The sequence below is a fragment of the Pseudolabrys sp. FHR47 genome (assembly GCF_005153485.1).
GTDB lineage: Bacteria > Pseudomonadota > Alphaproteobacteria > Rhizobiales > Xanthobacteraceae > Pseudolabrys.
Map to the genome: position 1 here is coordinate 4431925 of NZ_CP039740.1, position 23629 is coordinate 4455553.

Annotated in this window: 20 protein-coding genes; 14 read left to right on the forward strand and 6 right to left on the reverse strand. The window is 64.5% G+C overall.

Going from position 1 to position 23629, the window contains the following annotated elements:
* Nucleotides 1-45 precede the first annotated feature (45 nt).
* Both E8Q40_RS21445 and proB read left to right on the forward strand, forming a co-directional pair.
* Nucleotides 46-3639: an SIR2 family protein gene (locus tag E8Q40_RS21445; RefSeq protein WP_168197930.1), complete on the forward strand. Its 3594-nt coding sequence runs from the start codon at nt 46-48 to the stop codon at nt 3637-3639.
* Nucleotides 3640-3824: 185 nt separating this feature from the next.
* Entirely contained in the window at nt 3825-4955 is a 1131-nt protein-coding gene (gene proB, locus E8Q40_RS21450) for a glutamate 5-kinase (RefSeq protein ID WP_137046437.1), read from the forward strand.
* A 37-nt stretch (nt 4956-4992) separates the two neighbouring features.
* Here proB and E8Q40_RS21455 read toward each other — a convergent pair whose 3' ends face one another.
* Nucleotides 4993-5193: a hypothetical protein gene (locus E8Q40_RS21455; RefSeq protein ID WP_137046438.1), complete on the reverse strand. Its 201-nt coding sequence runs from the start codon at nt 5191-5193 to the stop codon at nt 4993-4995.
* A 264-nt stretch (nt 5194-5457) separates the two neighbouring features.
* Here E8Q40_RS21455 and E8Q40_RS21460 point away from each other — a divergent pair, with 264 nt between their 5' ends.
* The 9 genes from E8Q40_RS21460 (at nt 5458) to E8Q40_RS21500 (ending at nt 14297) form a co-directional block, all read left to right on the forward strand.
* Nucleotides 5458-6777 carry a glutamate-5-semialdehyde dehydrogenase gene (locus tag E8Q40_RS21460; RefSeq protein WP_137046439.1) on the forward strand — a complete coding sequence of 440 codons (1320 nt, stop codon included), beginning with the start codon at nt 5458-5460 and terminating at the stop codon, nt 6775-6777.
* A 76-nt stretch (nt 6778-6853) separates the two neighbouring features.
* A complete protein-coding gene (locus tag E8Q40_RS21465; protein WP_246663126.1) occupies nt 6854-7489 on the forward strand; it encodes a nicotinate-nucleotide adenylyltransferase in 636 nt (211 codons plus the stop codon).
* 59 nt (nt 7490-7548) lie between these two features.
* Nucleotides 7549-8043, forward strand: coding sequence for a ribosome silencing factor (gene rsfS, locus E8Q40_RS21470; protein WP_137046441.1), 495 nt, complete (start codon nt 7549-7551; stop codon nt 8041-8043).
* A 120-nt stretch (nt 8044-8163) separates the two neighbouring features.
* Nucleotides 8164-8643 (forward strand): 23S rRNA (pseudouridine(1915)-N(3))-methyltransferase RlmH, encoded by a 480-nt coding sequence (gene rlmH / locus E8Q40_RS21475; protein WP_137046442.1) that lies wholly within the window; start codon nt 8164-8166, stop codon nt 8641-8643.
* Between the two features lie 188 nt (nt 8644-8831).
* Nucleotides 8832-10085, forward strand: a complete 1254-nt coding sequence (locus E8Q40_RS21480; protein ID WP_370455214.1) for a murein hydrolase activator EnvC — start codon at nt 8832-8834, stop codon at nt 10083-10085.
* Nucleotides 10082-11416: a S41 family peptidase gene (locus tag E8Q40_RS21485; protein ID WP_137046444.1), complete on the forward strand. Its 1335-nt coding sequence runs from the start codon at nt 10082-10084 to the stop codon at nt 11414-11416. The genes E8Q40_RS21480 and E8Q40_RS21485 overlap by 4 nt, the downstream gene beginning before the upstream one ends.
* A gap of 165 nt (nt 11417-11581) precedes the next feature.
* Complete coding sequence (locus E8Q40_RS21490) at nt 11582-12874, forward strand: divergent polysaccharide deacetylase family protein (protein WP_137046445.1); 1293 nt, start codon at nt 11582-11584, stop codon at nt 12872-12874.
* Nucleotides 12875-12906: 32 nt separating this feature from the next.
* Nucleotides 12907-13422 (forward strand): RNA pyrophosphohydrolase, encoded by a 516-nt coding sequence (locus E8Q40_RS21495; RefSeq protein ID WP_137046446.1) that lies wholly within the window; start codon nt 12907-12909, stop codon nt 13420-13422.
* A gap of 101 nt (nt 13423-13523) precedes the next feature.
* Nucleotides 13524-14297, forward strand: a complete 774-nt coding sequence (locus tag E8Q40_RS21500; RefSeq protein WP_137046447.1) for a tellurite resistance TerB family protein — start codon at nt 13524-13526, stop codon at nt 14295-14297.
* Nucleotides 14298-14429: 132 nt separating this feature from the next.
* Here the strand turns inward: E8Q40_RS21500 and E8Q40_RS21505 are convergent, their stop codons facing one another.
* The 5 genes from E8Q40_RS21505 to E8Q40_RS21525 form a co-directional block, all read right to left on the reverse strand.
* Complete coding sequence (locus E8Q40_RS21505) at nt 14430-14837, reverse strand: F0F1 ATP synthase subunit epsilon (protein WP_137046448.1); 408 nt, start codon at nt 14835-14837, stop codon at nt 14430-14432.
* Between the two features lie 28 nt (nt 14838-14865).
* Nucleotides 14866-16302, reverse strand: coding sequence for a F0F1 ATP synthase subunit beta (gene atpD, locus E8Q40_RS21510; RefSeq protein WP_137046449.1), 1437 nt, complete (start codon nt 16300-16302; stop codon nt 14866-14868).
* Between the two features lie 32 nt (nt 16303-16334).
* Nucleotides 16335-17210 carry a F0F1 ATP synthase subunit gamma gene (locus E8Q40_RS21515; RefSeq protein WP_137046450.1) on the reverse strand — a complete coding sequence of 292 codons (876 nt, stop codon included), beginning with the start codon at nt 17208-17210 and terminating at the stop codon, nt 16335-16337.
* A gap of 80 nt (nt 17211-17290) precedes the next feature.
* Nucleotides 17291-18817 (reverse strand): F0F1 ATP synthase subunit alpha, encoded by a 1527-nt coding sequence (atpA, locus tag E8Q40_RS21520; protein WP_137046451.1) that lies wholly within the window; start codon nt 18815-18817, stop codon nt 17291-17293.
* Nucleotides 18817-19350 (reverse strand): F0F1 ATP synthase subunit delta, encoded by a 534-nt coding sequence (locus tag E8Q40_RS21525; RefSeq protein ID WP_370455215.1) that lies wholly within the window; start codon nt 19348-19350, stop codon nt 18817-18819. The genes atpA and E8Q40_RS21525 overlap by 1 nt, the downstream gene beginning before the upstream one ends.
* Before the next feature lie 405 nt (nt 19351-19755).
* Between E8Q40_RS21525 and E8Q40_RS21530 the strand changes: the two genes are divergently transcribed.
* The 3 genes from E8Q40_RS21530 to E8Q40_RS21540 all read left to right on the forward strand — a co-directional run bounded on the left by E8Q40_RS21530 (nt 19756) and on the right by E8Q40_RS21540 (nt 23628).
* Nucleotides 19756-20664: a DMT family transporter gene (locus E8Q40_RS21530; protein ID WP_137046452.1), complete on the forward strand. Its 909-nt coding sequence runs from the start codon at nt 19756-19758 to the stop codon at nt 20662-20664.
* A 106-nt stretch (nt 20665-20770) separates the two neighbouring features.
* Nucleotides 20771-22447 carry a SulP family inorganic anion transporter gene (locus E8Q40_RS21535; protein WP_137046453.1) on the forward strand — a complete coding sequence of 559 codons (1677 nt, stop codon included), beginning with the start codon at nt 20771-20773 and terminating at the stop codon, nt 22445-22447.
* 314 nt (nt 22448-22761) lie between these two features.
* The gene (locus E8Q40_RS21540; protein ID WP_137046454.1) at nt 22762-23628 is read left to right on the forward strand and encodes a DMT family transporter; all 867 of its coding nucleotides are present in this window, start codon (nt 22762-22764) and stop codon (nt 23626-23628) included.
* The last annotated feature ends 1 nt before the right edge of the window (nt 23629 follow it).

Consider the following 23629-nt stretch of genomic DNA (forward strand, 5'->3'; position numbering starts at 1 on the left):
ATCTTTGTATGTGGCGCGGGTGTATCGCGCCGCGCTGGATTACCTTTGTTTCGTGGTTTGGTCGAAGGCGTTTACCAGCAGTTGGGCGAAGACTGGAACCTGCATCCAGCCGAACGCGAGGGGATGCAGACAGATGGCGCGCTGGAAGGCCAGTATGACCGCGTGCTGCGTTGCCTGGAGCGACGGTTAGCGGCTTCGGATGCACTGCGCAACCGTGGCATGCGTGAGCGCATTCGAACAGCGGTACGGCATGTCCTTGCGCCGCCCGCCAATGCCGATCTGGCCAATCACCTCGCATTGTTGGAGCTGTCGCGGGACGCGGAAGGCCGCAATCGGATTCTTACCACCAACTTCGATACGCTGTTTGAGAGAGCCTGGCATGACAAGCATCAGTCGGCGATTGCCACGCATGCCGGCATGGCCATGCCGCAGCCTAAAGTCGCGGCGTGTACGGGCGTCTTGCACCTTCATGGCCGGCTTGCCGACCCCATGCCGGAATTGGCGGCGTTTGATACCGACCTCGTGCTGACAAGCGCCGAGTTTGGCGACGCCTATCTCCGGTCTGGCTGGGCATCGCGTTACATCTATGATCTCGTGCGGGCCTATACGGTCGTGCTGGTTGGCTATCAGGCTGATGATCCGCCGATGCGGTACTTGCTTGAAGCACTGGAGGCAGACCGCGAGCGCTATCCAGACTTGCAGAAAGTTTATGCCTTCGCTTCTTGCGAGCCCGGCCAGGAGGAACTGGTGCGCGCTCTTTGGGCCGCAAAGGCAGTCGAGCCCATTCTCTACACAGTCAACAATGACGATCACGACGCCCTTTATTCCAGCCTGCTGGAATGGCGGAACTATGCGGAGGACCCAACAGCTTGGCGTCGTGAACGCTTACGCCCTATCCTTGCCGCGCCGCCAAGCGCGACCAGCGATGAACGCAAACAGGAATGCACAAACCTGCTAGCTCACGGCGACGCCTGTCAATTGTTGGGGGAGCTGTCGCCGCCGGCCGAATGGCTTCCGGTTCTGATTGAGAAGCGCGTCTTCGACCGAGGCAAGGAACTGCCAGGCCAATGGATCGCAAAACGCATCAACGATCCGGCGATGATCCGCGCCGCCACTACGATCGCCGCATTTGACGAACAATTACGCTGGCATATCGGACAGGCGCTGGAACGCGACCAGCAGCAGGTTTCGCCATTACGTGCTCGGGCGTGGCGTTTGATGCTGACGGCAAAGCGGCCACGCGCGGCAGATGTTCTGGATGATAGCTGGTATCAGGCCTCTCCCGCGATTAAGCGCGGTCAGGTGGATTTCGAAACGCGCCGTCTTGTCAGCCGAATTCTACGCCCCCGACTGACGATCGGCAAAGCCTGGCGCTGGGACCATGAGACCCGCGACCCTGATGCAGCGGAGGCGCTTCACGATCTCCTCAAGCTTGAATTTGATCCGGCGGAGCATCCTCCAGCCACCGAAATTCTTGCGGCGTGGCCTCAAGACATCGAACATGAGATTGCGCTATTTCAAATGCTGGACCGGGCGCTGCTCGACGCGATGGAGGAAGCGCAGGATATTGGGCTACTGGACGGCTGGGATCGGATCAGCTTTGACGTGCCATCCGTAGCGGCGCACAGACAGAACGCACATCGCCACGGATTTTATCCGATTACCCGCGCGCTCGCGGACCTTTGGCTCCGCATCGTCGCGCGCGATGCCACCCGGGCGCGGGCGCTGGTTCAACTATGGACTAATTCAGCCCACTTGCTGCTTCGGCGATTGACGTTGTTTGCATATGAGCATGCGGCCTTCTCGCCATCGGAGGCCGCTATGGCCGTCATGAACCTCGACGAGAAAATGTTTTGGGGCAACGCCCGCGTCGAGATCATGCGCCTTCTTGTGGCGCGCTGGTCGCAGTTCAGCGATCCAGATCGTGCGGCGATTGAAACACGCATACGGAACGGGGAGCCGCGCGATCTATTTCCTGCGGATGCATTTGAGAACGATGAGGAATGGCGCTCGGTTCATGACTCTTCCATATACAGACGCTTGAAACGGATAGAGCTTGCGGGCGGCACGCTTTCGCCTGAAAGCCAGAAGGTCATCGCGGAGATTGCGGCAAGGCATCCGGAATGGCAGCCGAGCCCGGGAGACCGCGACGACTTTCATGTCTGGCACGAGATGCGCTCGGGCCCCGACGGGGAACCGGGGCTGCTTGCGAAGATCGCGGACGACCGGCTGGTGCGGGAAGCCATGCGCCTCCAACGCGAAAGACATTTCGATCAGGGAGATGTTTGGCGGGTATTTTGCTCTGCTGATCCGGAGAGAGCCTTACGCGGCCTTCAACTGGAAGCAGCCGGCAATCAATGGGAGCCGGAAGCATGGCGTTATTTGATCTGGGCAGCGAACGAAAAAGGCGATGCTTCGTTCCAATTCACGCTGGCCGGTCTCTTGTTGCAAATGCCCGACGCCCCTTTATCCGAGCTTTTACCGGCAGCAACCTCCTGGCTGCAACGGCGGCGCGAGGTTCTGTCCGCCACCGAGAGCATAGAAAACCCACCACAATTTTTTCCGCTTTGGGATCGCTTTGCCGACCTCGTCTATCTGTCGTCGGACGATGCGTCTGAGAAAGATGAATTGGGCGACGATCTGCTGACGGAATCGCTCAACAGGCCAGGCGGCACGCTCGCATGGGCATTACTGGATGCGCTGGGTGCGATGAAACCCGACCGCAATGCAGGCTTTGGCGCGGCGCTATTAACACGGTTTGATCGGCTCGCCTCTGCCGGTGGTCGGGCCGGATTGCTGGCGCGGGTGTATCTCGCCCATTCATTGGCTTATCTCGACGCGGTAGACCCGAATTGGGTTCAGACACATTTTGAACCGAGGTTTGCCTGGGGACATCCCGAAGCGCTGCCGCTTTGGCGGTCCTTTGCCAACGACGGAGTTGGCTCTGCCCGGCTATTCAACGCCCTGAAGCCCGCGGCGCTCGCGGCTTTCGAACGTCAAGAGTTGTCCGACAATGAGTTTGAAGGCGTGATGTCGAACCTTCTGAGCGTCGCCCTCTGGCACCAACGCGGTGAAGCGCCGGAATATGAGCTCTCGGCGGCAGAAGTCAGGCGGGCGCTGACGGTGGGGCCGGCTTCGGCGCGCCGGAATGTCTCGTGGAACCTCTGGCGCATGATGGGCAAGCCGGATCAGGAAGGCTCGGACGAGGAGGATGCCGGGACGGCCCCTATCGATAGGCCAACCCGGTGGCGGACGATAATTGGGCCGCTTTTCCAGAGTATATGGCCGCTGGACGCGCGACTGCGCTCAGAGAGCACGACACAAAATCTTGTCTTGATGGCGCTGGAAACAGAAGATGCGTTTCCAGAAGCAGTCGAGGCTATCCTGGACGTAATTGTGCCTTACGAGCTTTATCAGCTCTCGCATTCTTTACGCTTGGAGAGCAAACACAGCGAATTGGTCCGGCGATACCCTCTTTCGTTTGTAAGGCTGGCCAACGCGCTAATTGATCCCGCTGCGTTCCGCGTCCCAAGTGATCTCGCAGGCTTTCTGCAAGAATGTGCGGCCGCCGATCCGACGGTGGTCAACGATCCGGCCTATGTCCGTCTCAACGGGTTGCGCCGGCAGCGCAATGCTTAGACCAATGGCTAGCGCGTCGATAGCGTTCATACGCCGTATCCGCAAAGCGCCCGCTCACAACCAGAGCGTGGCGGACGGAGCCCTGCCTGGGATCGGCTAGGCTCCCGGATGATCGGGCACCCCTTACGGGCGCGGGACACGGCGTGCTAGACACCCGGCGCAACCATTACGCCGCTGCCGGGACCATGTCGAAAACGCCTGCCCTTACCGATTTCCGCCGCATCGTCATCAAGGTCGGCTCGTCGCTGCTGGTCGATTCCGAGGCCGGTGAGCTCAAGCGCGCGTGGCTGGCGTCGCTGGTCGATGACATTGCGAAATTGCATGGCGAGAAACGCGACGTGCTGGTGGTTTCGTCAGGCGCCATCGCCTCGGCGCGCGCGACCTTGAAGCTGCCGCGCGGCGCGCTGCGTCTGGAGGAAGCGCAGGCCGCCGCCGCGGTCGGGCAGATTGCGCTGGCGCGCTCCTGGTCGGAGACCCTGAGCGCGCACAACATCACCGCCGGACAAATTCTGCTGACGCTCACCGACACCGAAGAGCGCCGCCGCTATCTCAATGCGCGCGAGACCATCGACAAGCTTCTGGAATGGCGCGTCGTGCCGGTGATCAACGAGAACGACACCGTCGCCACCAGCGAAATCCGCTATGGCGACAATGACCGCCTCGCCGCGCGCGTCGCGACGATGGTGAGTGCTGACCTGCTGGTACTGCTGTCGGATATCGACGGCCTCTATGACAAGCCGCCGGCGCCGGGCAACGACGCCAAGCTCATTCCGGTGGTGCCGCGCATCACCGCCGAGATCGAAAGCATGGCCGGCGCCTCGGGCTCCGAATTGTCGCGCGGCGGCATGGTCACCAAGATCGAGGCCGGCAAGATCGCCACCACCGCCGGCGTCCACATGGTCATCGCCTCGGGCCGCGTCATGCATCCGCTCAAGGCTATTGCCGAGGGCGGGCCCTGCACCTGGTTCCTGACGCCGGCCAATCCGGTGACGTCGCGCAAGAAGTGGATCGCCGGCTCGCTCGAGCCGCATGGCGCGCTGCATATCGACGATGGCGCAGTGAAGGCATTGCGCAGCGGCAAGAGCCTGCTGCCGGCGGGCGTGAAAAAAATCGACGGCGCATTTCAGCGCGGCGACGCTGTGATCTTGCGCGGCCCCGATGGCGCCGAAGTCGGCCGCGGGCTGGTCGCCTACGATTTCGCCGACGCCGAGAAGATCATCGGCCGCTCATCGGCCGACGTGCAGACCATCCTCGGCTTCACCGGCCGCACCGTGATGGTGCACCGGGACGACCTCGTGATGGGCGGCGGCCTCTAACGTCTCAATGTCCGCGCTTGCCCCCGGACGCGGTCACTTAGTGTCCGCGCTTGCCCTTGATGCGGGAGCGGCGGCCGGCCGGGGCCGATTTCTGCGGCGCCGGTCGTTTCGGCAGGCGCAGCTTGGTGCCATCCGGGAATTCGATGAAGCGGGTCGGCACCTGGCCGGGCCGGCCCTCGATCACATATTTGGTGCCGACGGGAAAACGGGCCGGCAGGCGTTCGGTACTGGTCGGCATCGCATCCTCCATGCGCCAGGCCGGAAAACGCCACAAAAGGCCTGTGCGGTTGGTCAGGAACGTTGACGGATCAATATGTAGGGCCCTTGATGGGTTTCGCCGGGCGGCCGGTTATCCTCGCTATCCCCGGCATCCCCAGCCGCAAATGCAGTTCACGTCCTTTTCAGGCCCATCTCGCCGTATCGGACTTGACGTGGTAGGAATGCCTCCCGCGCTCCCGACATGGGTATCGGGGTAGTTGAATTATCGCCGGGTTTGCTGCCGATGACCGCGCCTGCACGCGCCCTTGAGGGCATGAAAGCCATTGACGGAACTGCCGATTCCGCCGGCCTCACGGAGCTGATGGCGGGTGTCGGCCGGGCCGCCCGCGCCGCCGCGCGCGCGCTCGCCCGCGCCCCGGCGGAGCAGAAAAATCGCGCCCTCACCGCCATGGCTGCGGCAATCCGCGCATCGAAGCCAGCGATCCTCGCCGCCAATGCCGAGGATATCGCCCAGGCCCGTAACAGCGGCATGACGGGGGCCATGCTCGACCGTCTCGCCCTCACCGAAAAGAACATCGAGGGTATCGCCGCCGGCATCGAGGTGGTGCGCGATCTGCCCGACCCCGTCGGCGCCGTGATGGATTCGTGGACGCGGCCGAACGGCCTGACCATCGAGCGCGTGCGCGAGCCGCTCGGCGTCGTCGGCATCATTTACGAGAGCCGCCCCAACGTCACCGCGGATGCCGGCGCGCTATGCTTGAAAGCCGGCAATGCCGCGATCCTGCGCGGCGGCTCGGACTCGACGCATTCCAGCCGCGCCATCCATGCCTGTCTGGTGCAGGGCCTGCGCGACGCCAATCTGCCAGAGGCCGCCATTCAGCTCGTGCCGACGCGCGACCGCGCCGCGGTCGGCCTGATGCTGACCGGCCTCGACGGCAATCTCGACGTCATCGTGCCGCGCGGCGGCAAGGGCCTCGTCGCCCGCGTGCAGGCGGAAGCGCGGGTGCCGGTGTTCGCGCATCTGGAAGGCGTCAATCACGTCTATGTCGACAAGGCCGCCGACCTCGCCATGGCCAAATCCATCGTGCTCAATGCCAAGATGCGGCGCACCGGCGTCTGCGGCGCGGCGGAAACGCTGCTGGTCGATCGCGCCGCCGCTTCGACGCATCTCAAACCGCTGATCGACATGCTGATCGACGCCGGCTGCGAAATACGCGGCGACGATGCCGTGCAGGCCGCCGACAAGCGCGTGAAGCCCGCGAGCGACGACGACTGGAAGACCGAATATCTCGACGCCATCATCACCGCCGGCGTGGTGAATGGCGTCGACGACGCGATCGATCACATCGAGCGTTACGGTTCGCATCACACCGACGCCATCGTTACCGCCGATCAGACCGCGGCCGACAAATTCCTCGCACAAGTGGATTCCGCCATCGTGCTGCACAACGCCTCGACGCAGTTCGCCGATGGCGGCGAGTTCGGCTTCGGCGCCGAGATCGGCATCGCCACCGGCCGCCTGCATGCGCGCGGCCCGGTCGGCGCCGAGCAACTCACGACATTCAAGTACCGCATCCGCGGCACCGGTCAGACGCGGCCGTGACATCGTGAATTTGCCGCCGCCCGCGCAGCAGCGCTTGCCCAGCATCGAACGGATCATTCCGCCGCACGCTCCCGGCATGCGCATCGGCCTGTTCGGCGGCACGTTCGATCCGCCGCATCGCGCGCATTTCGATGCCTGCCTCCTGGCGATGAAGCGCCTCAAGCTCGATCGCGTCTGGTGGCTGGTGACGCCCGGCAATCCGTTGAAGAACACGAGCGGCCTTGCGCCGCTCGCCGAACGCATGGTGGCGGCGCGCGAGCTTGCGGATCATCCGCGCATCGACATCACCGGCATCGAGGCCGTGATCAACACGCGCTATACCTTCGACACCATCGAATGGCTGATCGCGCGCTGCCCGCGTGTGCGCTTCGTCTGGATCATGGGCGCCGACAACCTGCGGCATTTCCACCGCTGGCAGAAATGGCGCGCCATCGCCGAGCTCATTCCCATTGTCGTGGTCGACCGGCCGGGGCCGAGCCTCTATGCCTCGAACAGCACGGCCGGCCAGGCGCTGGCGAAATTCCGTATCCCGGAAGAAGCGGCGGCCACGCTGCCGCAGCGCCGGGCGCCGGCATGGACTTACCTGCATGGCCTGAAATCCACGCTGTCATCGACTGCCTTGCGCGCATTGCGCGACCAGTCCGAAGCGGAACCTCAGGCGAAAGATGAGCCGCTGACGACCAGCATGGCTTCCCGGAAACGCGCGAAATAGTTAGTCTGACACCAATGGCAAAAGCAAAGACCACCCGCACCAAACCGAAGTCCGCTGGCATGGCGAAGAAGTCCGCCGCCAGATCAGGCGCGAGCAAAACCGCGGGCAAGAAAAACACGGGCAAGAAGAGCGCCGCCAAATCAGGCGACAAGCTCAGCCCTCGCGCGCTGGCCAAAGCCTCGGTGAAACCGTCCAAGCCGCCGGCGCCGAAGCCCGCCAAGCCGAAGGCGCCGAAGCTTGACGACAAGACGCTGAAGTCGATCCTGCACAGCCTCAACGAAATGAAGGCCGAGGACACGGTCGTGATCGACCTATCCGACAAGTCGTCGATCGGCGAGACCATGGTAGTGACCACCGGCCGCTCGAACGTGCATCTGCAGGCCATCGCCGACCGCGTCATCAAGGACCTGAAAGCCGCCGGCATGACGGGCATCGCCGTCGAAGGCCTGCGCCAGGGCGACTGGGTCGTCATCGATACCGGCAGTGTGCTGGTTCATGTCTTCCGCCCCGAAGTGCGCGCCTTCTACGGCATCGAGAACATGTGGAGCGCGTGAGCGCCCCTTTCTGTCATCGTCCGCGAAAGCGGACGATCCAGCTCTTTCCGAAATAGCCGCAGCGCTGGATCCTCCGCTTTCGCGGAGGATGACGACAGAGTTCGTGGTAGGCTCTGAACCATGCGCATCATCGTCGCCGCCATTGGCCGCATGAAGGGCCCGGAAGCCGAACTCGCCGAGCGCTACGCCAAGCGCGCGACGCAGAGTGGCCGTGCCTTGGGCTGGAAATCGGTCGAAGTCATTGAGATCAAGGAAAGCCGCGCCGACGAAGCGATGAAGCGCATGCTCGAGGAGTCGATCGCGCTCGCCAATGTCATTCCGCAGGGCGCGGCGGTGGTGCTGCTCGACGAGAAAGGCGACGCGCTCGGCAGCCAGGCTTTCGCCACCGAGCTTGCGACCTGGCGCGAGAACAACAAGCCGGCCGTCGTCTTCATGATCGGCGGCGCCGATGGATTGGCGGCAAGCCTGCGCGACAAGGCCGATCTGCGCCTGTCGTTCGGCAAGGCGACATGGCCGCATCAGCTCGTACGCGCGATGGTGCTGGAGCAGATCTATCGCGCGACGACGATACTGAGTGGGCATCCGTATCATCGGGTGTAGATACGCATCCTGTGCCTTTGTCATGGCCGGGCTGATGACATTGAATGGACCCAATGCACCGGCAAAAGTGCCCGCAAAATGCACTTGCCGCTAATCCTCGCGGGCGTAACGTGGCTGCGATGACAGCTTCACGCCGCGCCACTGATTCGCGCCGTCTGCGACGGGCGGCGTTCGGCTGCGCGCTTGCAATGATGCTGCCGGCCGGCGCGCTGGCACAGAACGCGACGCCGGCCGTCGACAAATCGCAGGCGCTCGATCAGCTCAAGGCGCGCGACCAGGAACTCGAGGCGGCGCGCGAGAAACAGCGCCAGTCCGCCGAAGCGGAAGCCGCGCTCAAGCGCGAGATCGAGGAACTCTCCGCCGACCGGCGCAAGCTGGCGCAGGACCTCATCGACACCGCGGCGCGCACGCGCGCCACCGAAGCCAAGATCGAAGCCACGCAGCAGCGTCTGGAACCGCTCGCCGCGCGCGAAGCAGCGGTGCGCAAGTCGATCGACGACCGCCGCGCTGTGATCGGCGAAGTGCTGGCGGCGCTGCAGCGAATCGGCCGCCGGCCGCCGCCGGCGCTGATCGCCAGCCCCGAGGACGCGCTGCAGGCGGTCCGCACCGCCATGGTGCTCGGCGCGGTCCTGCCCGACATGCGCGGCAAGGTCGATGCGCTGGCCGCCGACCTCGCCGAGCTGCTGAACCTGCGCAAAAACATTACCGCCGAAGGCGAGCGGCTGAAGGCCGAGATCGCCGCGCTCGACAAGGACCGCGCCCGTATCGCCGCGCTCACCGACGAGCGGCAGAAGCAGCAGGGCGAACGTGAAAAGGCGCTCGCGGCGGAGCGCGCCAGGGCCGCCGAACTCGCCCGCCAGACCGGCGATCTCAAGGATTTGATCGCCAAGCTGGAGGCCGGTCTCGACCCCGCCGTGCGCGAGGCCCGAGAGGCCGCGCGAAGCGACAGCAGACCTGCGTTGTCCGCATATCGCGATCCAGGCCGCCTCGCGCCGGCGATCGCCTTCGCCTCGCTGCGCGGTCAGGTTCCGATGCCGGTTAACGGCGTCAAATTGCGCAATTTCGGTGCACCCGACGGTAACGGGGGAACGGAAAAAGGCCTCACGGTGGCGACCCGCGCCGGGGCCCAGGTCACCGCGCCGGCCGACGGCTGGGTGGTCTATGCCGGCCCGTTCCGCTCCTATGGACAACTATTGATACTGAATGCCGGCGGTGGGTATCATATATTGCTTGCCGGGATGGATCGGATATCAGTCGATTTAGGGCAGTTCGTGCTGGCCGGAGAACCTGTGGCGGTCATGGGGTCCGGCTCTCATATCGCCGCAATTCTGGCGTCAGGTTCCAGCCAACCGGTGCTCTACATCGAGTTTCGTAAGAACGGGACCCCCGTTGATCCAGGCCCATGGTGGGCGGCTGGCGAAGGCGAAAAGGTTCGCGGATGATGCGCAAGACTTCCCTGATTCTGCTTGGTGCCGCGGCGGGTGCCGCGCTGACGCTGGTCGCTGTCCAGCCGCGAGCGGTCTTCTTCGGCTCCAGCGCCAGGGCGGCAGTGGCCGACACCTACAAGCAGCTCAATCTGTTCGGCGACGTGTTCGAGCGCGTCCGCGCCGACTATGTCGAGAAGCCGGACGACACCAAGCTGATCGAGAATGCCATCAACGGCATGCTCACCAATCTCGATCCGCATTCCAGCTACATGGACCCCAAGAGCTTCCGCGACATGCAGGTGCAGACGCGCGGCGAGTTCGGCGGCCTTGGCATCGAAGTGACGATGGAAGACGGCCTGATCAAGGTGGTGGCGCCGATCGACGATACGCCTGCCGCCAAGGCCGGTGTGCTCGCCAACGATCTCATCACCAAGCTCGACGACGACCAGGTGCAGGGCCTCACCCTGAACCAGGCGGTCGAGAAGATGCGCGGTCCGGTCAACACCAAGATCCGCCTCACCATCATGCGCAAGGGCGCCGACAAGCCGCTCGAACTGACGCTGACGCGCGACATCATCCGCGTGCGCCCGGTCAAGACCGAGGTGAAGGGCGAGGATATCGGCTACATCCGCATGACCCAGTTCAACGAGCAGACCACCGACGGCCTGAAGAAGGGCATCGCCGACATCAAGTCGAAGATCGCCAGCGACAAGCTCAAGGGCTATGTGCTCGACCTGCGCAACAATCCGGGCGGCCTGCTCGATCAGGCGATCTCGGTTTCGGCGGCATTCCTCGACAAGGGCGAGATCGTTTCGACCCGCGGCCGCAACGCCGAAGAGACGCAGCGCTTCAACGCCCGCGGCGGCGATCTCACCGGTCACAAGCCGGTCATCGTGCTGATCAATGGCGGCTCGGCCTCAGCGTCGGAAATTGTCGCCGGCGCGTTGCAGGACCACAAGCGCGCGACCGTGCTCGGCACGCGTTCGTTCGGCAAGGGCTCGGTGCAGACCATCATCCCGCTCGGCTCCGGCAACGGCGCGCTGCGGCTGACCACGGCGCGCTACTACACGCCGTCGGGCCGCTCGATCCAGGCCAAGGGCATCACCCCGGATATCGAGGTGCTGCAGGACGTGCCGGAAGATCAGAAGGCTCGAGACAGCAAGGGCGAGGCTTCGCTGCGCGGCCATCTCAAGGGCGACGAAGGCAAAGAACAGACCGGCTCGCAGTCTTTCATCCCGAAGGAAGAGAAGGACGACAAGGCCCTCAAGATGGCGGTCGACCTCCTGCGCGGCGTTCAGGTCAACTCGGCCTTCCCACCGAGCGCCAAAACGGCCATGCCGAACTAAAGCTCCGGCGACGGATCGGACCCAAAGGGCGGCCTCAGGGCCGCCCTTTTTCGTTGGCCGGCGCAGCGTCCCTAAACGACTGCGGTGCGTTAAGAATTGGCCTTTTCCCTGCGTGATAGACTGTGCCGATGATTCGCGAAGGCACCGCCGGCGAGGATACGGGCCGTGGAATCGGATGATCTGAACACCCCGCTCGGCCAGGACAAACCCAAAAGCCGCCTGCCGAAGCTGCCCGTGCCGGCGCCGCAGCTATTGGCCGCCGTGCTGGCGCTCGGCGGTATTGTCGTCGCCGGCTGGGCCATGGTCGCGACCGACCCGCTCGGCGGCGAGCCGATGGCCGTGGTTTCGACCAAGCTCGGGCCCGCCGCGGATGGCGGAACCGCCAACGCCGGCCGCGAGCAGCCCCGCGTCGACGGGGCTGGCGGCACGGTCGCCCGCATTCCCGACGCCACCAAGCCGCCCGAGGGCGGCAGGACCGTCACCATTATCGATGGCTCCAGCGGCAAGCGTCAGGAAGTCGTCATTCCCGGTACCGGTGCGCCCGACAGCGCCGAGAATGCGATGGCCAAGGCGATCGACGGCAAAGGTTCGGACGGTAAGGGGGCCGACGGCAAGCGAGGCTCGGCCTCGCCGGCCCGGCCGGAGATCAAGGCCGATATCGATCCCGCCAAGCTCGCCGAGAAGGGCCGCTACGGCATCATTCCGAAGATCGGCCCCGACGGCGCCAGGCCGTCTGCGGTGTTCGCCCAAGCACGACCGCTATCGCCGGCGCTGAAAGACCGGCCGCGCATCGCCATCATACTCACCGGCATGGGCATCAGCGCCTCGGGCACGGCCGATGCGTTCACGCTGCCGGCGTCGGCGACGTTCGCGCTGGCGCCTTACGCGGTCGATGTCGCCCGCCTTGCGGAGCGCGCCCGCGACGAGGGCCACGAGGTGCTGCTGCAAGTGCCGATGGAGCCGTTCGAGTATCCCGACAACGACCCGGGTCCGCAGACGCTGCTGACATCGCTGACGCCGGAGCAGAACATCGACCGCCTGCACTGGCTGATGAGCCGCATGCAAGGTTATGTCGGTGCCGTTAGTTTCATGGGCGCCCGCTTCCTCACCGCTGAGCCGGCGCTCGCGCCGGTGCTGAGCGAGACTGCCAAGCGCGGGCTGATCTTCGTCGATGGCGGCGCCTCGCAGCGCAGCGTCGCCGGCCAGCTCGCCACCGCACGCAATATGGCTTTCGCCAAAGCCGACATCGTCATCGACGCGGTGCCAACTCCGGTCGAGATCGAGCGGGCGCTGGCGCGGCTCGAAATTGTCGCGCGCGAGGGCGGCACCGCCGTCGGCATCGCTAATGCCCAGCCGGGAACCATCACCCGCATCGCCGAATGGATGGCCAAAGTCGAAAGCCGCGGCTTCGTGCTGGTACCGATCTCGATGATCGTGGCGAAGACGAAGTCGTCTTGAACCCTCGCCGCGCCGGCGGCATATAGCGCGGCATGACCGACATCTCGCAGACCGTCTACGACAACCTGCCCTACCGCCCCTGCGCCGGCATCATGGTGCTCAACCGCGCCGGGCTGGTTTTCGTCGGCCGCCGCAAAGGTGGCCCCGAACATGTCGATGCCACCCACGTCTGGCAGATGCCGCAAGGCGGCATCGACGAAGGCGAGGATCCGTATCAAGGCGCGCTGCGTGAACTCTACGAAGAGACCAGCATCAAGTCGGTCGAGAAGCTCGACGAGATTGCCGACTGGCTCGCCTACGACATTCCGCGCGACATCGTTGGCGAAGCGTGGAAAGGCCGGTATCGCGGCCAGAAGCAGAAATGGTACGCGCTGCGTTTCACCGGCAACGATAGCGAGATCGACATCGTCCATCCCGGCGGTGGCCATCACAAGCCGGAATTCATCGACTGGCGCTGGGTCGAGATGAAAGCGCTGCCCGACCTCGTGGTGCCGTTTAAACGGCCGATCTACGAGCAGGTGGTGGCGTCGTTTTCGCGCCTCGCGTGAAGGTTTACGCGGACCGCCGGGGCATTACGCCGCACCATAAAGTCCTTTGAAAGCCCGGATCGGCTCTTAGCTCCTTCGCTGGTTTAAACGAGGGAGAACCGATGTTCGACGCGAAAAGCCTGCTCGACCAGTTCATGGGTGGGCACAATCAGGGCGGCAATCAAGGCGGGCAAGGTCCGCAAGGTCTTGGCCGTGGCGCTTTCGGTCAGGGCGGCGGCGATCTGCTCCAGCAGGCCGGCAACATGCTCGGCGGGTTCGGCGGCGGCGCACTGACCGGCGGCCTTGCAGGACTGCTGCTCGGCTCCAAGGGCGGCCGCAAACTCGCCGGCAATGCGCTGGCCTATGGCGGCATGGCGGTCGCTGGTGCGCTCGCTTACCGCGCCTACCAGAATTACCAGGCCGGCAAGCAGGCCTCGCCCGCCGCCACCGCGCAAACGCCGCTTCTGCCGCCCCCCGCCGATACGCCGTTCAATCCGGTGCAGGAGGCCGACCAGCAGTCGCTGGCACGCAATCTTCTGCGCACCATGATTTCGGCGGCCAAGGCCGACGGGCACATCGACGCCGCCGAGCAGGCCAACATCTTCGCGCAGATGGACAAGATGAATGTCGGCGCCGAAGACAAGGTCTTCGTCATGGACGAATTGCGCGCGCCGCTCGACGTCGATGCGGTGGCGCGCTGCGCCCGCACGCCGGAGGAAGCCGCCGAGCTTTACACCGTGTCACTGCTGGCAATCGACGTCGATAACCCGTCCGAACGCGCCTATCTCGCGCTGCTGGCGGCGCGTCTGAAGCTCGACGACAGACTGGTGGCGCATCTGCATGCGACGGTCGAGGGCGCGCTGGAGCCGGTGAAGCAGACGGTGGCTTCGGCCTAGCGGGCCGCGTCATTGCCCGCGCAGGCGGGCAATCCAGCGCTGGATGCCCCGCCTTCGCGGGGCATGACGATCGTCAGACAAAAACGCCGCCGGATATCTCCGGCGGCGTTTTTATTTCAGATCGCGCGTCGCTCAGTGCGCGGCGGTGCCGGTCAGATGACGATCGACTTCCTTGAAGTGATCGAGCCGCGTGATGATCTTGTCGAGCTCGTTGCCGGATTCCATCTTGGTGGCTTGCTGCTCGAGCTCGGCGATGCGCGCGGCGATGACGGCGCGATCGAAGTCCTTCACCGCGTCGGCGGTGTCGGCGAGCACGGTGAGGCCCTTGTCCGAGACTTCGGCGAAGCCGCCGAGCACAACGATCTTCTGCGCATTGCCGCCGGCGACAACCGTCATGATACCGGGACGCAGCGTGGTCACCAGCGGCGCGTGCCCCTCCATCACGCCGAAGTCGCCTTCGGAGCCGGGAAGGTCAACCTGAGTCACCTCGCCGGAGAAGACGAGTTTTTCGGGCGACACGAGTTCGAAATGCAGAGCCATCGGCTTACGTTACCTTGAGCGGGTTGCCTTAAGCAGCTTCGGCCGCGAGCTTCTTGCCCTTCTCGACCGCCTCTTCGATGTTGCCGACCATGTAGAAGGCCGCTTCCGGCAGGTGATCGTACTTGCCTTCCACCAGGCCCTTGAAGCCCTTGATGGTGTCCTGCAGGTCGACCAGCTTGCCAGGCGCGCCGGTGAACACTTCGGCGACGTGGAACGGCTGCGACAGGAAGCGCTCGATCTTGCGGGCGCGGGCCACCGTCAGCTTGTCCTCTTCCGACAGTTCGTCCATGCCGAGAATGGCGATGATGTCCTGCAGCGCCTTGTAGCGCTGCAGCACCTGCTGCACAGAACGGGCCACCGCGTAGTGCTCCTCGCCGACAACCAGCGGCGACAGCATGCGCGAGGTCGAGTCGAGCGGGTCCACGGCCGGATAGATGCCCTTGGCGGCGATGTCGCGCGACAGCACGGTGGTGGCGTCAAGATGCGCGAACGAGGTCGCCGGCGCCGGGTCGGTCAAGTCGTCGGCCGGCACGTAAATCGCCTGCACCGAAGTGATCGAACCCTTGGTGGTGGTGGTGATGCGCTCCTGCAGCGCGCCCATGTCGGTCGCGAGCGTCGGCTGATAACCCACGGCCGAAGGAATACGGCCGAGCAGCGCCGACACTTCCGAACCCGCCTGCGTGAAGCGGAAGATGTTGTCGACGAAGAACAGCACGTCCTGGCCCTGGTCGCGGAAGTACTCCGAGAGGGTCAGACCGGTGAGGCCGACGCGGGCGCGGGCGCCCGGCGGCTCGTTCATCTGGCCGAACACGAGGGCGCACTTGGAGCCTTCGCCGCCGCCCTTCTTGTTGACGCCCGATTCGATGAACTCGTGATAGAGGTCGTTGCCTTCGCGGGTACGCTCGCCGACGCCGGCGAACACCGAGTAACCGCCGTGGGCCTTGGCGACGTTGTTGATCAGCTCCTGGATGAGCACGGTCTTGCCGACGCCGGCGCCGCCGAACAGGCCGATCTTGCCGCCCTTGGCGTAAGGCGCGAGCAGGTCGACGACCTTGATGCCGGTGACGAGAATCTGCGCTTCGGTCGACTGGTCGGTGTACTTCGGCGCTTCGGCGTGAATCGGCATCCGGGTCTCGGACTTCACCGGGCCGGCTTCGTCGATCGGCTCGCCGATGACGTTGATGATGCGGCCGAGCAGGCCTGGACCGACCGGCACGGCGATCGGCAGACCGGTGTCGGTCACTTCCTGGCCGCGGACCAGACCTTCGGTCACGTCCATGGCGATGGTGCGGACGGTCGATTCACCGAGGTGCTGCGCCACTTCGAGCACCAGGCGGTTGCCGCCGTTGTTGGTCTCGAGCGCGTTCAAGATCGCCGGCAGATTGCCTTCGAACTGCACGTCGACGACCGCGCCGATGACCTGCGTGATCTTGCCCGACTTGTTGGAACCAGCCTTTGTCGCCATGTTCGGTCCTCTTACTCTCTATTCGTGCGCGCTTAGAGCGCTTCGGCGCCGGAGATGATCTCGATGAGTTCTTTCGTGATCATGGCCTGACGCGTGCGGTTGTAGGTGATGGTCTGCTTGCGGATCATGTCGCCGGCGTTGCGGGTCGCGTTGTCCATCGCCGACATCTGCGCGCCGTAGAACGAAGCGTTGTTCTCGAGCAGCGCGCGGAAAATCTGGGTCGCCACGTAACGCGGCAGCAGTTCGCCGAGAATTTCCTCTTCCTCGGGTTCGTATTCGTAGGGCGCAAGCGCCGCCGCCGGCTTCGACGCGTCGAACTTCGGCGGGATGATCTGCTGCGCTGTCGGGACCTGCGAGATCACCGATTTGAACTGCGCGTAGAACAGGGTCGCGATATCGAACTCGCCCTTCTCGAACATCGCCAGAACCTTGTCGGCGATCTGTGAAGCGTTCACGTAACCGAGCGTGCGCACGCCGCGCAGTTCCATGCGGTCGACGATGAGCTTCTCGTAGTTGCGGCGGAGCTGCTCGTAGCCCTTCTTGCCGACGGTCAGGATCTTGACCGTCTTGCCTTCGGACTGGAGGCGGTTGATGTGCTCGCGCGCCAGACGGACGATCGAGGAATTGAACGCACCGGCGAGGCCGCGCTCGCCGGTCGCGACGACAAGGAGGTGAACTTTGTCGGACCCGGTGCCGGCCAGCAGCTTCGGCGCCCCTTCGGCACCGGCCATGCCGGAGGCGATGTTGCCCAGCGCCAGGTCCATGCGTTCGGCATAGGGCCGCGCGGCTTCCGCCGCCGCCTGCGCGCGGCGCAGCTTCGAGGCCGCGACCATCTGCATGGCCTTGGTGATCTTCTGCGTCGCCTTCGTCGCGGCGATGCGAACGCGCATGTCCTTGAGTGACGCCATGTCTCTTCGGCTCTCTCGGTCTCTTTTATTTCGTCATGCCCGGCCTTGTGCCGGGCATTCACGTCTTGCGTTGGATCGCCTTAGGCGAACGAGGCCGCGAACTTCTCGACCTGCTCCTTGAGCTTCTTCTCGGTGTCGCCCGACAGGTCGTTGGTCTTGCGGATGTCCTCGAGAATGGTCTTCTCGTTGCGCAGCAGCGACAACAGGCCGGTCTCGAACTTGCGCACCGATCCGAGATCGAGCTTGTCGAGATAGCCGTTGGTGCCGGCCCAGATCACGACGACCTGCTCTTCCATCTTCAGCGGCGAGAACTGCGCCTGCTTGAGGAGTTCGGTCAGGCGCGAGCCGCGGTTGAGCAGGCGCTGCGTGGTGGCGTCGAGGTCGGAGCCGAACTGCGCGAAGGCCGCCATTTCGCGGTACTGCGCCAGCTCACCCTTGATCTTGCCGGCGACCTTTTTCATCGCCTTGGTCTGCGCGGCCGAGCCGACGCGCGACACCGACAGACCGACGTTCACGGCCGGACGGATGCCCTGATAGAACAGGTCGGTCTCGAGGAAGATCTGACCGTCGGTGATCGAAATCACGTTGGTCGGGATGTAGGCCGACACGTCGTTGGCCTGGGTTTCGATGACCGGCAGCGCGGTCAGCGAACCGGCGCCCTTCTCGTCGTTCATCTTCGCGGCGCGCTCGAGCAGGCGCGAGTGGAGATAGAACACGTCGCCAGGATAGGCTTCGCGGCCCGGCGGGCGGCGCAGCAGCAGCGACATCTGGCGGTAGGCGACGGCCTGCTTGGACAGATCGTCATAGATGATGACGGCGTGCATGCCGTTGTCGCGGAAGAACTCGCCCATGGCGCAACCGGCGAACGGCGCCAGGAACTGCATCGGCGCCGGGTCGGACGCGGTGGCGGCGATGACGATCGAGTATTCCAGCGCGCCCTGCTCTTCGAGCACCTTCACGAACTGCGCGACGGTCGAGCGCTTCTGGCCGACCGCGACGTAAACGCAGTACAGCTTGATCTTCTCATCCGGCTGCGCGTTGAGCGGCTTCTGGTTGAGAATGGTGTCGAGCGCGATCGCGGTCTTGCCGGTCTGGCGGTCGCCGATGATCAGTTCGCGCTGGCCGCGGCCGATCGGGATCAAGGCGTCGATGGCCTTGAGGCCGGTCGCCATCGGCTCGTGCACCGACTTGCGCGGAATGATGCCGGGCGCCTTGACGTCGACGCGGGCGCGCTTGTCGGCCTGGATCGGACCCTTGCCGTCGATTGGGTTGCCGAGCGCGTCGACAACGCGGCCGAGCAGGCCCTTGCCGACCGGCACGTCGACGATGGCGCCGGTGCGCTTGACGGTCTGCCCTTCCTTGATCTCGCGGTCGGAGCCGAAAATAACGATACCGACGTTGTCGTTTTCGAGGTTCAGCGCCATGCCGCGCGTGCCGTTCTCGAACTCGACCATTTCGCCCGCCTGGACGTTGTCGAGGCCGTAGACGCGGGCGATGCCGTCACCGACGGACAGCACCTGGCCGACTTCCGAAACTTCGGCTTCCTGGCCGAAATTCTTGATCTGCTCTTTGAGAATGTTGGAGATTTCTGCGGCGCGGATATCCATCAGCGTGCCTCTTTCATCGCAATTTTGATCGAATTGAGTTTGGTGCGGAGGGACGTGTCGACCATACGGCTGCCGACCTTGACGATCAGCCCGCCGATGATCGCCGGGTCAATCGTGACGTCCATGTCGATGTCCTTGCCGCCGGTGACCGACTTGAGGGCGCCCTTGAGCGCCTCCTTGTTCTGGTCATTAAGCGGCTCGGCAACGGTGACCTTCGCCACCACCTCGCCCTTATTCTTCGCGACCAGCGCGCGATAGGCGCGGATCATGTCGCGGACGGCGAACAGGCGGCGGTTCGTGGTGATGACGCGGAGGAAATTCGCGGTGAGACCGGAGACGCCGGCCTTGGCGAGGATGGCGCTGAGCGCCTTGAGCTGCTCGTCGGCGCCGAAAACGGGGCTGCGGACCAGCCGGTTGAGATCGGGAGATTCTGCGATCAGAGCGTCGAACTTGTCGAGCTCCTGCCTGACGGTATCGGTTGCCTTTTCCTCGAGCGCCAGCTCGAACAGGGCCCCGGCATAGCGGCCCGCCATTCCTGAAACTGGGTGATCTTCGCCCGCCACGGTCACGCTCTCTCTTAGGACTTTAAACAAGCTCGACACCGTCGCCTAAAGGGGCGGCGCAAGCTATTGGAATTCAAGAGGGAATTCCGATCTCCGGGCCGCCCGGCAAACCCCCGCGGGCGGGCCTTGAAAATCGAGGGGTAGCTAACACAGCGATGGGGGGCGGTGCAACAAGGGGTATCCCGGAGACGGCCAAAGGTGCTGCGGCAAAACGCGGGACGCCGCGTCCGGACGGGGCAGGCCCTTCCCGCGATTGCAGGGCTGGCCTTCGCATTTACCCGCAGCGGGAACGGCCGAATCCATATATGGGCGAACGCTCTCGTATTGCCCCCGCAAGCACGACGCGACCCGGCCTCACCAGAAAGGGAAAAAATCATGCCTGACGGAACGTCGCGAGCAGCCGAAACCCGGGCCGCCCGCCTGTCCGTCATTCTGCTGGGCTTGTGCTGGGGGTTTCTGTGGGTCGCCACCGCGCTGGCGCTGCGGGACGTCGCGCCGTGGACGCTGCGCGCGATCGGCACAGGGCTCGGCGCCGCGACCTTGTTTGTCGCGGCCAAATTCGCCGGTTTCGATCTCGCCGTGCCGACGCGCGAACGTATCCACGTCGCGATCGGCGGCTTCTTCAACGTCGGCGCATTTCACATCCTGATGGCGTTTTCGCAGCTTCATGGCGCCACTTCACGCACCGTCATGCTCGCCTACACCATGCCGATCTGGACCGCGGGCTTGAGCGTGCTGCTGTTGCACGAACGGCTCGACCGCGTTCGCCTGCTCGCCCTCACGCTGTGCGCGGTCGGCGTCGGCACCCTGGTGTGGCCGTTGTTCGCGGACGGATTTTCCGCCTTCGTGCTTTATGCCGTCACCGGCGCCGTCGGTTGGGCTTTCGGAACCGTCTACATGAAATGGCAGCGCGTGACGGTGCCGCCGCTGGCCAATGCCGCATGGCAGTTGCTGTCCGGCTTTTGCTTCCTGCTGGCCGGCACGCTGCTGTTCGAAGGCCTGCCGCGCCTGTGGCCGATCAGTTCGACCTCGGCCTTCGCCATTGTCTATATCGGCCTGTTCGGGGTCGGCCTCGCCCATTTCCTGTGGTGGACGATCGTCGGGCGGCTATCGCCGCTGACGGCCTCGATCGGCGCGCTACTGGCGCCGGTGGTTGGCGTCACGGCCTCGATCGTCGTTCTCGGCGAGCGACCGACCGGCGCCGACATTGTCGGTTTCGTGCTGATCTTTGCGGCCGCGGCTTGCGTGCTGGTGCCGGGCGGCAGCATCAAGGGCAAGGCCTGAAACGTATAAAGGAATTATTGCCTATTTTTATTTACGAGCAATTTCGGAGTTGCGTTCAAGCCGTCCGAAGCGCGATGGTGACGGAGCTTTTCCAACAGAGTCCATCATGTCTGGTCACTCACGCGCTGCTTCGCCGACTTTCGTTCAACTGTTCACGCCCAAACTGATCACGGTTTTGCGTGAGGGCTATGGCGGCCGCGACCTGCGCGCCGACGCCATCGCCGGTCTGACGGTCGCGGTGGTGGCACTGCCGTTATCGATGGCGATTGCCATTGCCTCGGGCTTATCGCCGGAGCGCGGGCTCTACACCGCCATCGCCGGCGGTTTTTTCGTCTCCTTTCTCGGCGGCAGCCGCTTCCAGATCGGCGGCCCGGCCGGCGCCTTCATCGTTCTGATTGCCTCTATTGTCGAACGCCACGGCTATGACGGGCTGGCGCTGGCGACGATTATAGCCGGCCTGATCCTGATCGCCGTCGCCCTGCTGCGCCTCGGCACCTACATCAAATACATACCCATGCCGGTCACAGTCGGCTTCACTGCCGGCATCGCCGTCATCATCGCCGCGAGCCAGATCCGCGACGTGCTCGGCCTCGACATGGCGAAAGAGCCGTCCGAGTTGCTGCCCAAACTCGAAGCCATCGCCGGCGCGATCTCGACGATCAATTGGCAGACCCTCACCATCACCGCACTGGCACTGGCGATCATCCTTGTCCTGCGCCGCTACCGGCCGAGCTGGCCGGGCTTCCTGATCGCCATCGCCGTGACGGCGCTGATCTGCTTTGCCTTCCATCTCGATGTCGCGACCGTGACCTCACGCTTCGGCGAAATCCCGCGCACGCTGCCGGCGCCGTCGCTGCCGGCCTTCAGCATCGAGAAGCTGCAGGCGGTGCTGCCGGACGCCTTTGCCATCGCGCTACTCGGGGCCATCGAATCGCTATTGTCGGCCGTCGTCGCCGACGGCATGAGCGGCCGTCGCCACCGCTCCAATGCTGAACTCGGCGCGCAGGGCGTCGCCAATGTGGCGTCCATCGTGTTCGGCGGCATGTGCGTCACCGGCACCATCGCGCGCACCGCGACCAATATTCGTGCCGGCGCGCGCGGGCCGATATCGGGCATCTTTCACTGTGGCTATTTGCTGCTGTTCCTCGCCGTGGCGGCGCCGCTGGTCGGCTATATCCCGCTCGCAGCGCTGGGCGCCGTGTTGCTGATCGTGTCGTGGAATATGGCGGAGAAGGAGGAGTTCTGGTCGCTGCTGCGCACCTCGCGCGGCGACGCCGCTGTGCTGCTCGCGACATTCCTGCTCACGATTTTCGTCGATCTGATCACCGGCATCGCCGTCGGCGTGGTGCTGGGCTCGCTCCTGTTCCTGCACCGCATGGCCGAGTCGGTCGAGATCCAGGCGGGCGGGCTCGAAGACGTCGCCGATACGGCCGACAGAACCAAATACGATGCCGAGGCTGCCAGCGAGCGCGATGTGATGGTCTATCGCATCAGCGGCGCGTTCTTCTTCGGCGCCACCGCGCATGTACTGACGGCGCTGGAGCGTATCGGGAGCACGCCGAAACTGCTCATCCTCGACTTCACCGATGTGCCGCTGATCGACACCACGGCGGCGCGCTCGCTGCATGCCTTCGTCAAGAAGCTCGCCAGGAGCGGGGCGAACGTCTATTTCGCCGCCGCCAGGCAGAACGTGCGGCACGAACTCATTGCCGCGGGCTTGAAGCCGCCGCTGATGCGCTATGCCGCCAGCGTCGAAAGCGCCCGGAAGCTGTACGAGACTTAATTGTCATTCCGGACGCGGCCATCAGCGCGTCTTTCGCGCTATGGCCGCGATCCGGAATCCATAACCCCGGTGCTGCGGAGTATGGGTTCCGGGCTCCCTCGCTTCGCTCGGTCCCCGGAATGACCACCCGCCCTTAGTCGAATAGGCGAATTCAGCGGGCTGCCTTGCGCCGAACGCGAGGCCCGCGGCCTTTCCCGGTGCGGCCATCGCACTATCTGTCGCGTGAGACCGCATCCGCGGCCGCAACAATCATCTCAAAGGGAACGTCCGCTCGTCCGCGCCGCCTGGCACGGGCGGCGGAGTATTTTTCGCCGATGTTTTCAACCATAAACCCCAAGCTGTCCGCCGCCCTCGCTGCCGCTATCTGGGGCACCACCTATATTTTCGTCAGCACCGTACTGCCGCACAATCCGATCTTCACCGGCGCGGTGCGCGCGCTCGGCGGCGGCCTGCCGCTGCTCTTGTTCTACAACGAGCTGCCGCCGCGCGAATGGTGGGGCAAGGTGGCGCTGCTCGGCACGCTCAATTGCGGCATCGTCTTCGCCTTCCTGTTCATCGCCGCAGAGCGCCTGCCCGGCGGGGTCGCCGGCACGCTGCAATCGCTCGGGCCGATAATCACCGTGCTGATCGCCTGGCCGCTACTCGGCGAGCGGCCGACGTTGCTGCGGCTGACCAGTGTCGTGCTCGGCGCCATCGGCGTGATGATCTTGCTCACCGGCGGCCGGATCGTGCTCGATTTTATCGGCGCGGTCGCGGGCCTGATCGCCGCGGTGTCGCTGGCGCTGGGCGGCGTTCTGCTCAACCGCTGGGGCCGACCGATTCCGCTGCTCGAATTCACTGCTTGGCAGCTCGTCATCGGTGGCATCGAACTGGCGGCGCTGGCGGCCTTCATCGGCGACGTGCCCGCCTCGCTCGATATCACGAGCATTGCCGCCTATGCCTATGTCGCGCTCATCGGTACATCGCTGGCCTATGCACTCTGGTTTCATGGCGTCGACAGAGCCGGCGCGCCGGCGGTGGCACCATTCTTTCTGCTGATTCCAATGGTCGCCTTCGCGCTCGACGCCGTCATTCGTGGCTTCGTACCGACTTTAGTGCAATCGCTCGGTGCGGCAATCGTGCTCGGCAGCCTGAGCATCAATCAGTGGGCCGGCGAGCGTACAACGCGCGCAGCGCCGTGAC

Excerpts from the sequence above, each read along its gene's own strand:
- proB (WP_137046437.1), top strand. The coding sequence starts at position 3,825 with ATGTCGAAAACGCCTGCCCTTACCGATTTCCGCCGCATCGTCATCAAG.
- E8Q40_RS21455 (WP_137046438.1), bottom strand. The coding sequence starts at position 5,193 with ATGCCGACCAGTACCGAACGCCTGCCGGCCCGTTTTCCCGTCGGCACC.
- E8Q40_RS21460 (WP_137046439.1), top strand. The coding sequence starts at position 5,458 with ATGACCGCGCCTGCACGCGCCCTTGAGGGCATGAAAGCCATTGACGGA.
- E8Q40_RS21465 (WP_246663126.1), top strand. The coding sequence starts at position 6,854 with ATGCGCATCGGCCTGTTCGGCGGCACGTTCGATCCGCCGCATCGCGCG.
- rsfS (WP_137046441.1), top strand. The coding sequence starts at position 7,549 with ATGGCGAAGAAGTCCGCCGCCAGATCAGGCGCGAGCAAAACCGCGGGC.
- rlmH (WP_137046442.1), top strand. The coding sequence starts at position 8,164 with ATGCGCATCATCGTCGCCGCCATTGGCCGCATGAAGGGCCCGGAAGCC.
- E8Q40_RS21480 (WP_370455214.1), top strand. The coding sequence starts at position 8,832 with ATGATGCTGCCGGCCGGCGCGCTGGCACAGAACGCGACGCCGGCCGTC.
- E8Q40_RS21485 (WP_137046444.1), top strand. The coding sequence starts at position 10,082 with ATGATGCGCAAGACTTCCCTGATTCTGCTTGGTGCCGCGGCGGGTGCC.
- E8Q40_RS21495 (WP_137046446.1), top strand. The coding sequence starts at position 12,907 with ATGACCGACATCTCGCAGACCGTCTACGACAACCTGCCCTACCGCCCC.
- E8Q40_RS21500 (WP_137046447.1), top strand. The coding sequence starts at position 13,524 with ATGTTCGACGCGAAAAGCCTGCTCGACCAGTTCATGGGTGGGCACAAT.
- E8Q40_RS21505 (WP_137046448.1), bottom strand. The coding sequence starts at position 14,837 with ATGGCTCTGCATTTCGAACTCGTGTCGCCCGAAAAACTCGTCTTCTCC.
- atpD (WP_137046449.1), bottom strand. The coding sequence starts at position 16,302 with ATGGCGACAAAGGCTGGTTCCAACAAGTCGGGCAAGATCACGCAGGTC.
- E8Q40_RS21515 (WP_137046450.1), bottom strand. The coding sequence starts at position 17,210 with ATGGCGTCACTCAAGGACATGCGCGTTCGCATCGCCGCGACGAAGGCG.
- atpA (WP_137046451.1), bottom strand. The coding sequence starts at position 18,817 with ATGGATATCCGCGCCGCAGAAATCTCCAACATTCTCAAAGAGCAGATC.
- E8Q40_RS21525 (WP_370455215.1), bottom strand. The coding sequence starts at position 19,350 with ATGGCGGGCCGCTATGCCGGGGCCCTGTTCGAGCTGGCGCTCGAGGAA.
- E8Q40_RS21530 (WP_137046452.1), top strand. The coding sequence starts at position 19,756 with ATGCCTGACGGAACGTCGCGAGCAGCCGAAACCCGGGCCGCCCGCCTG.
- E8Q40_RS21535 (WP_137046453.1), top strand. The coding sequence starts at position 20,771 with ATGTCTGGTCACTCACGCGCTGCTTCGCCGACTTTCGTTCAACTGTTC.
- E8Q40_RS21540 (WP_137046454.1), top strand. The coding sequence starts at position 22,762 with ATGTTTTCAACCATAAACCCCAAGCTGTCCGCCGCCCTCGCTGCCGCT.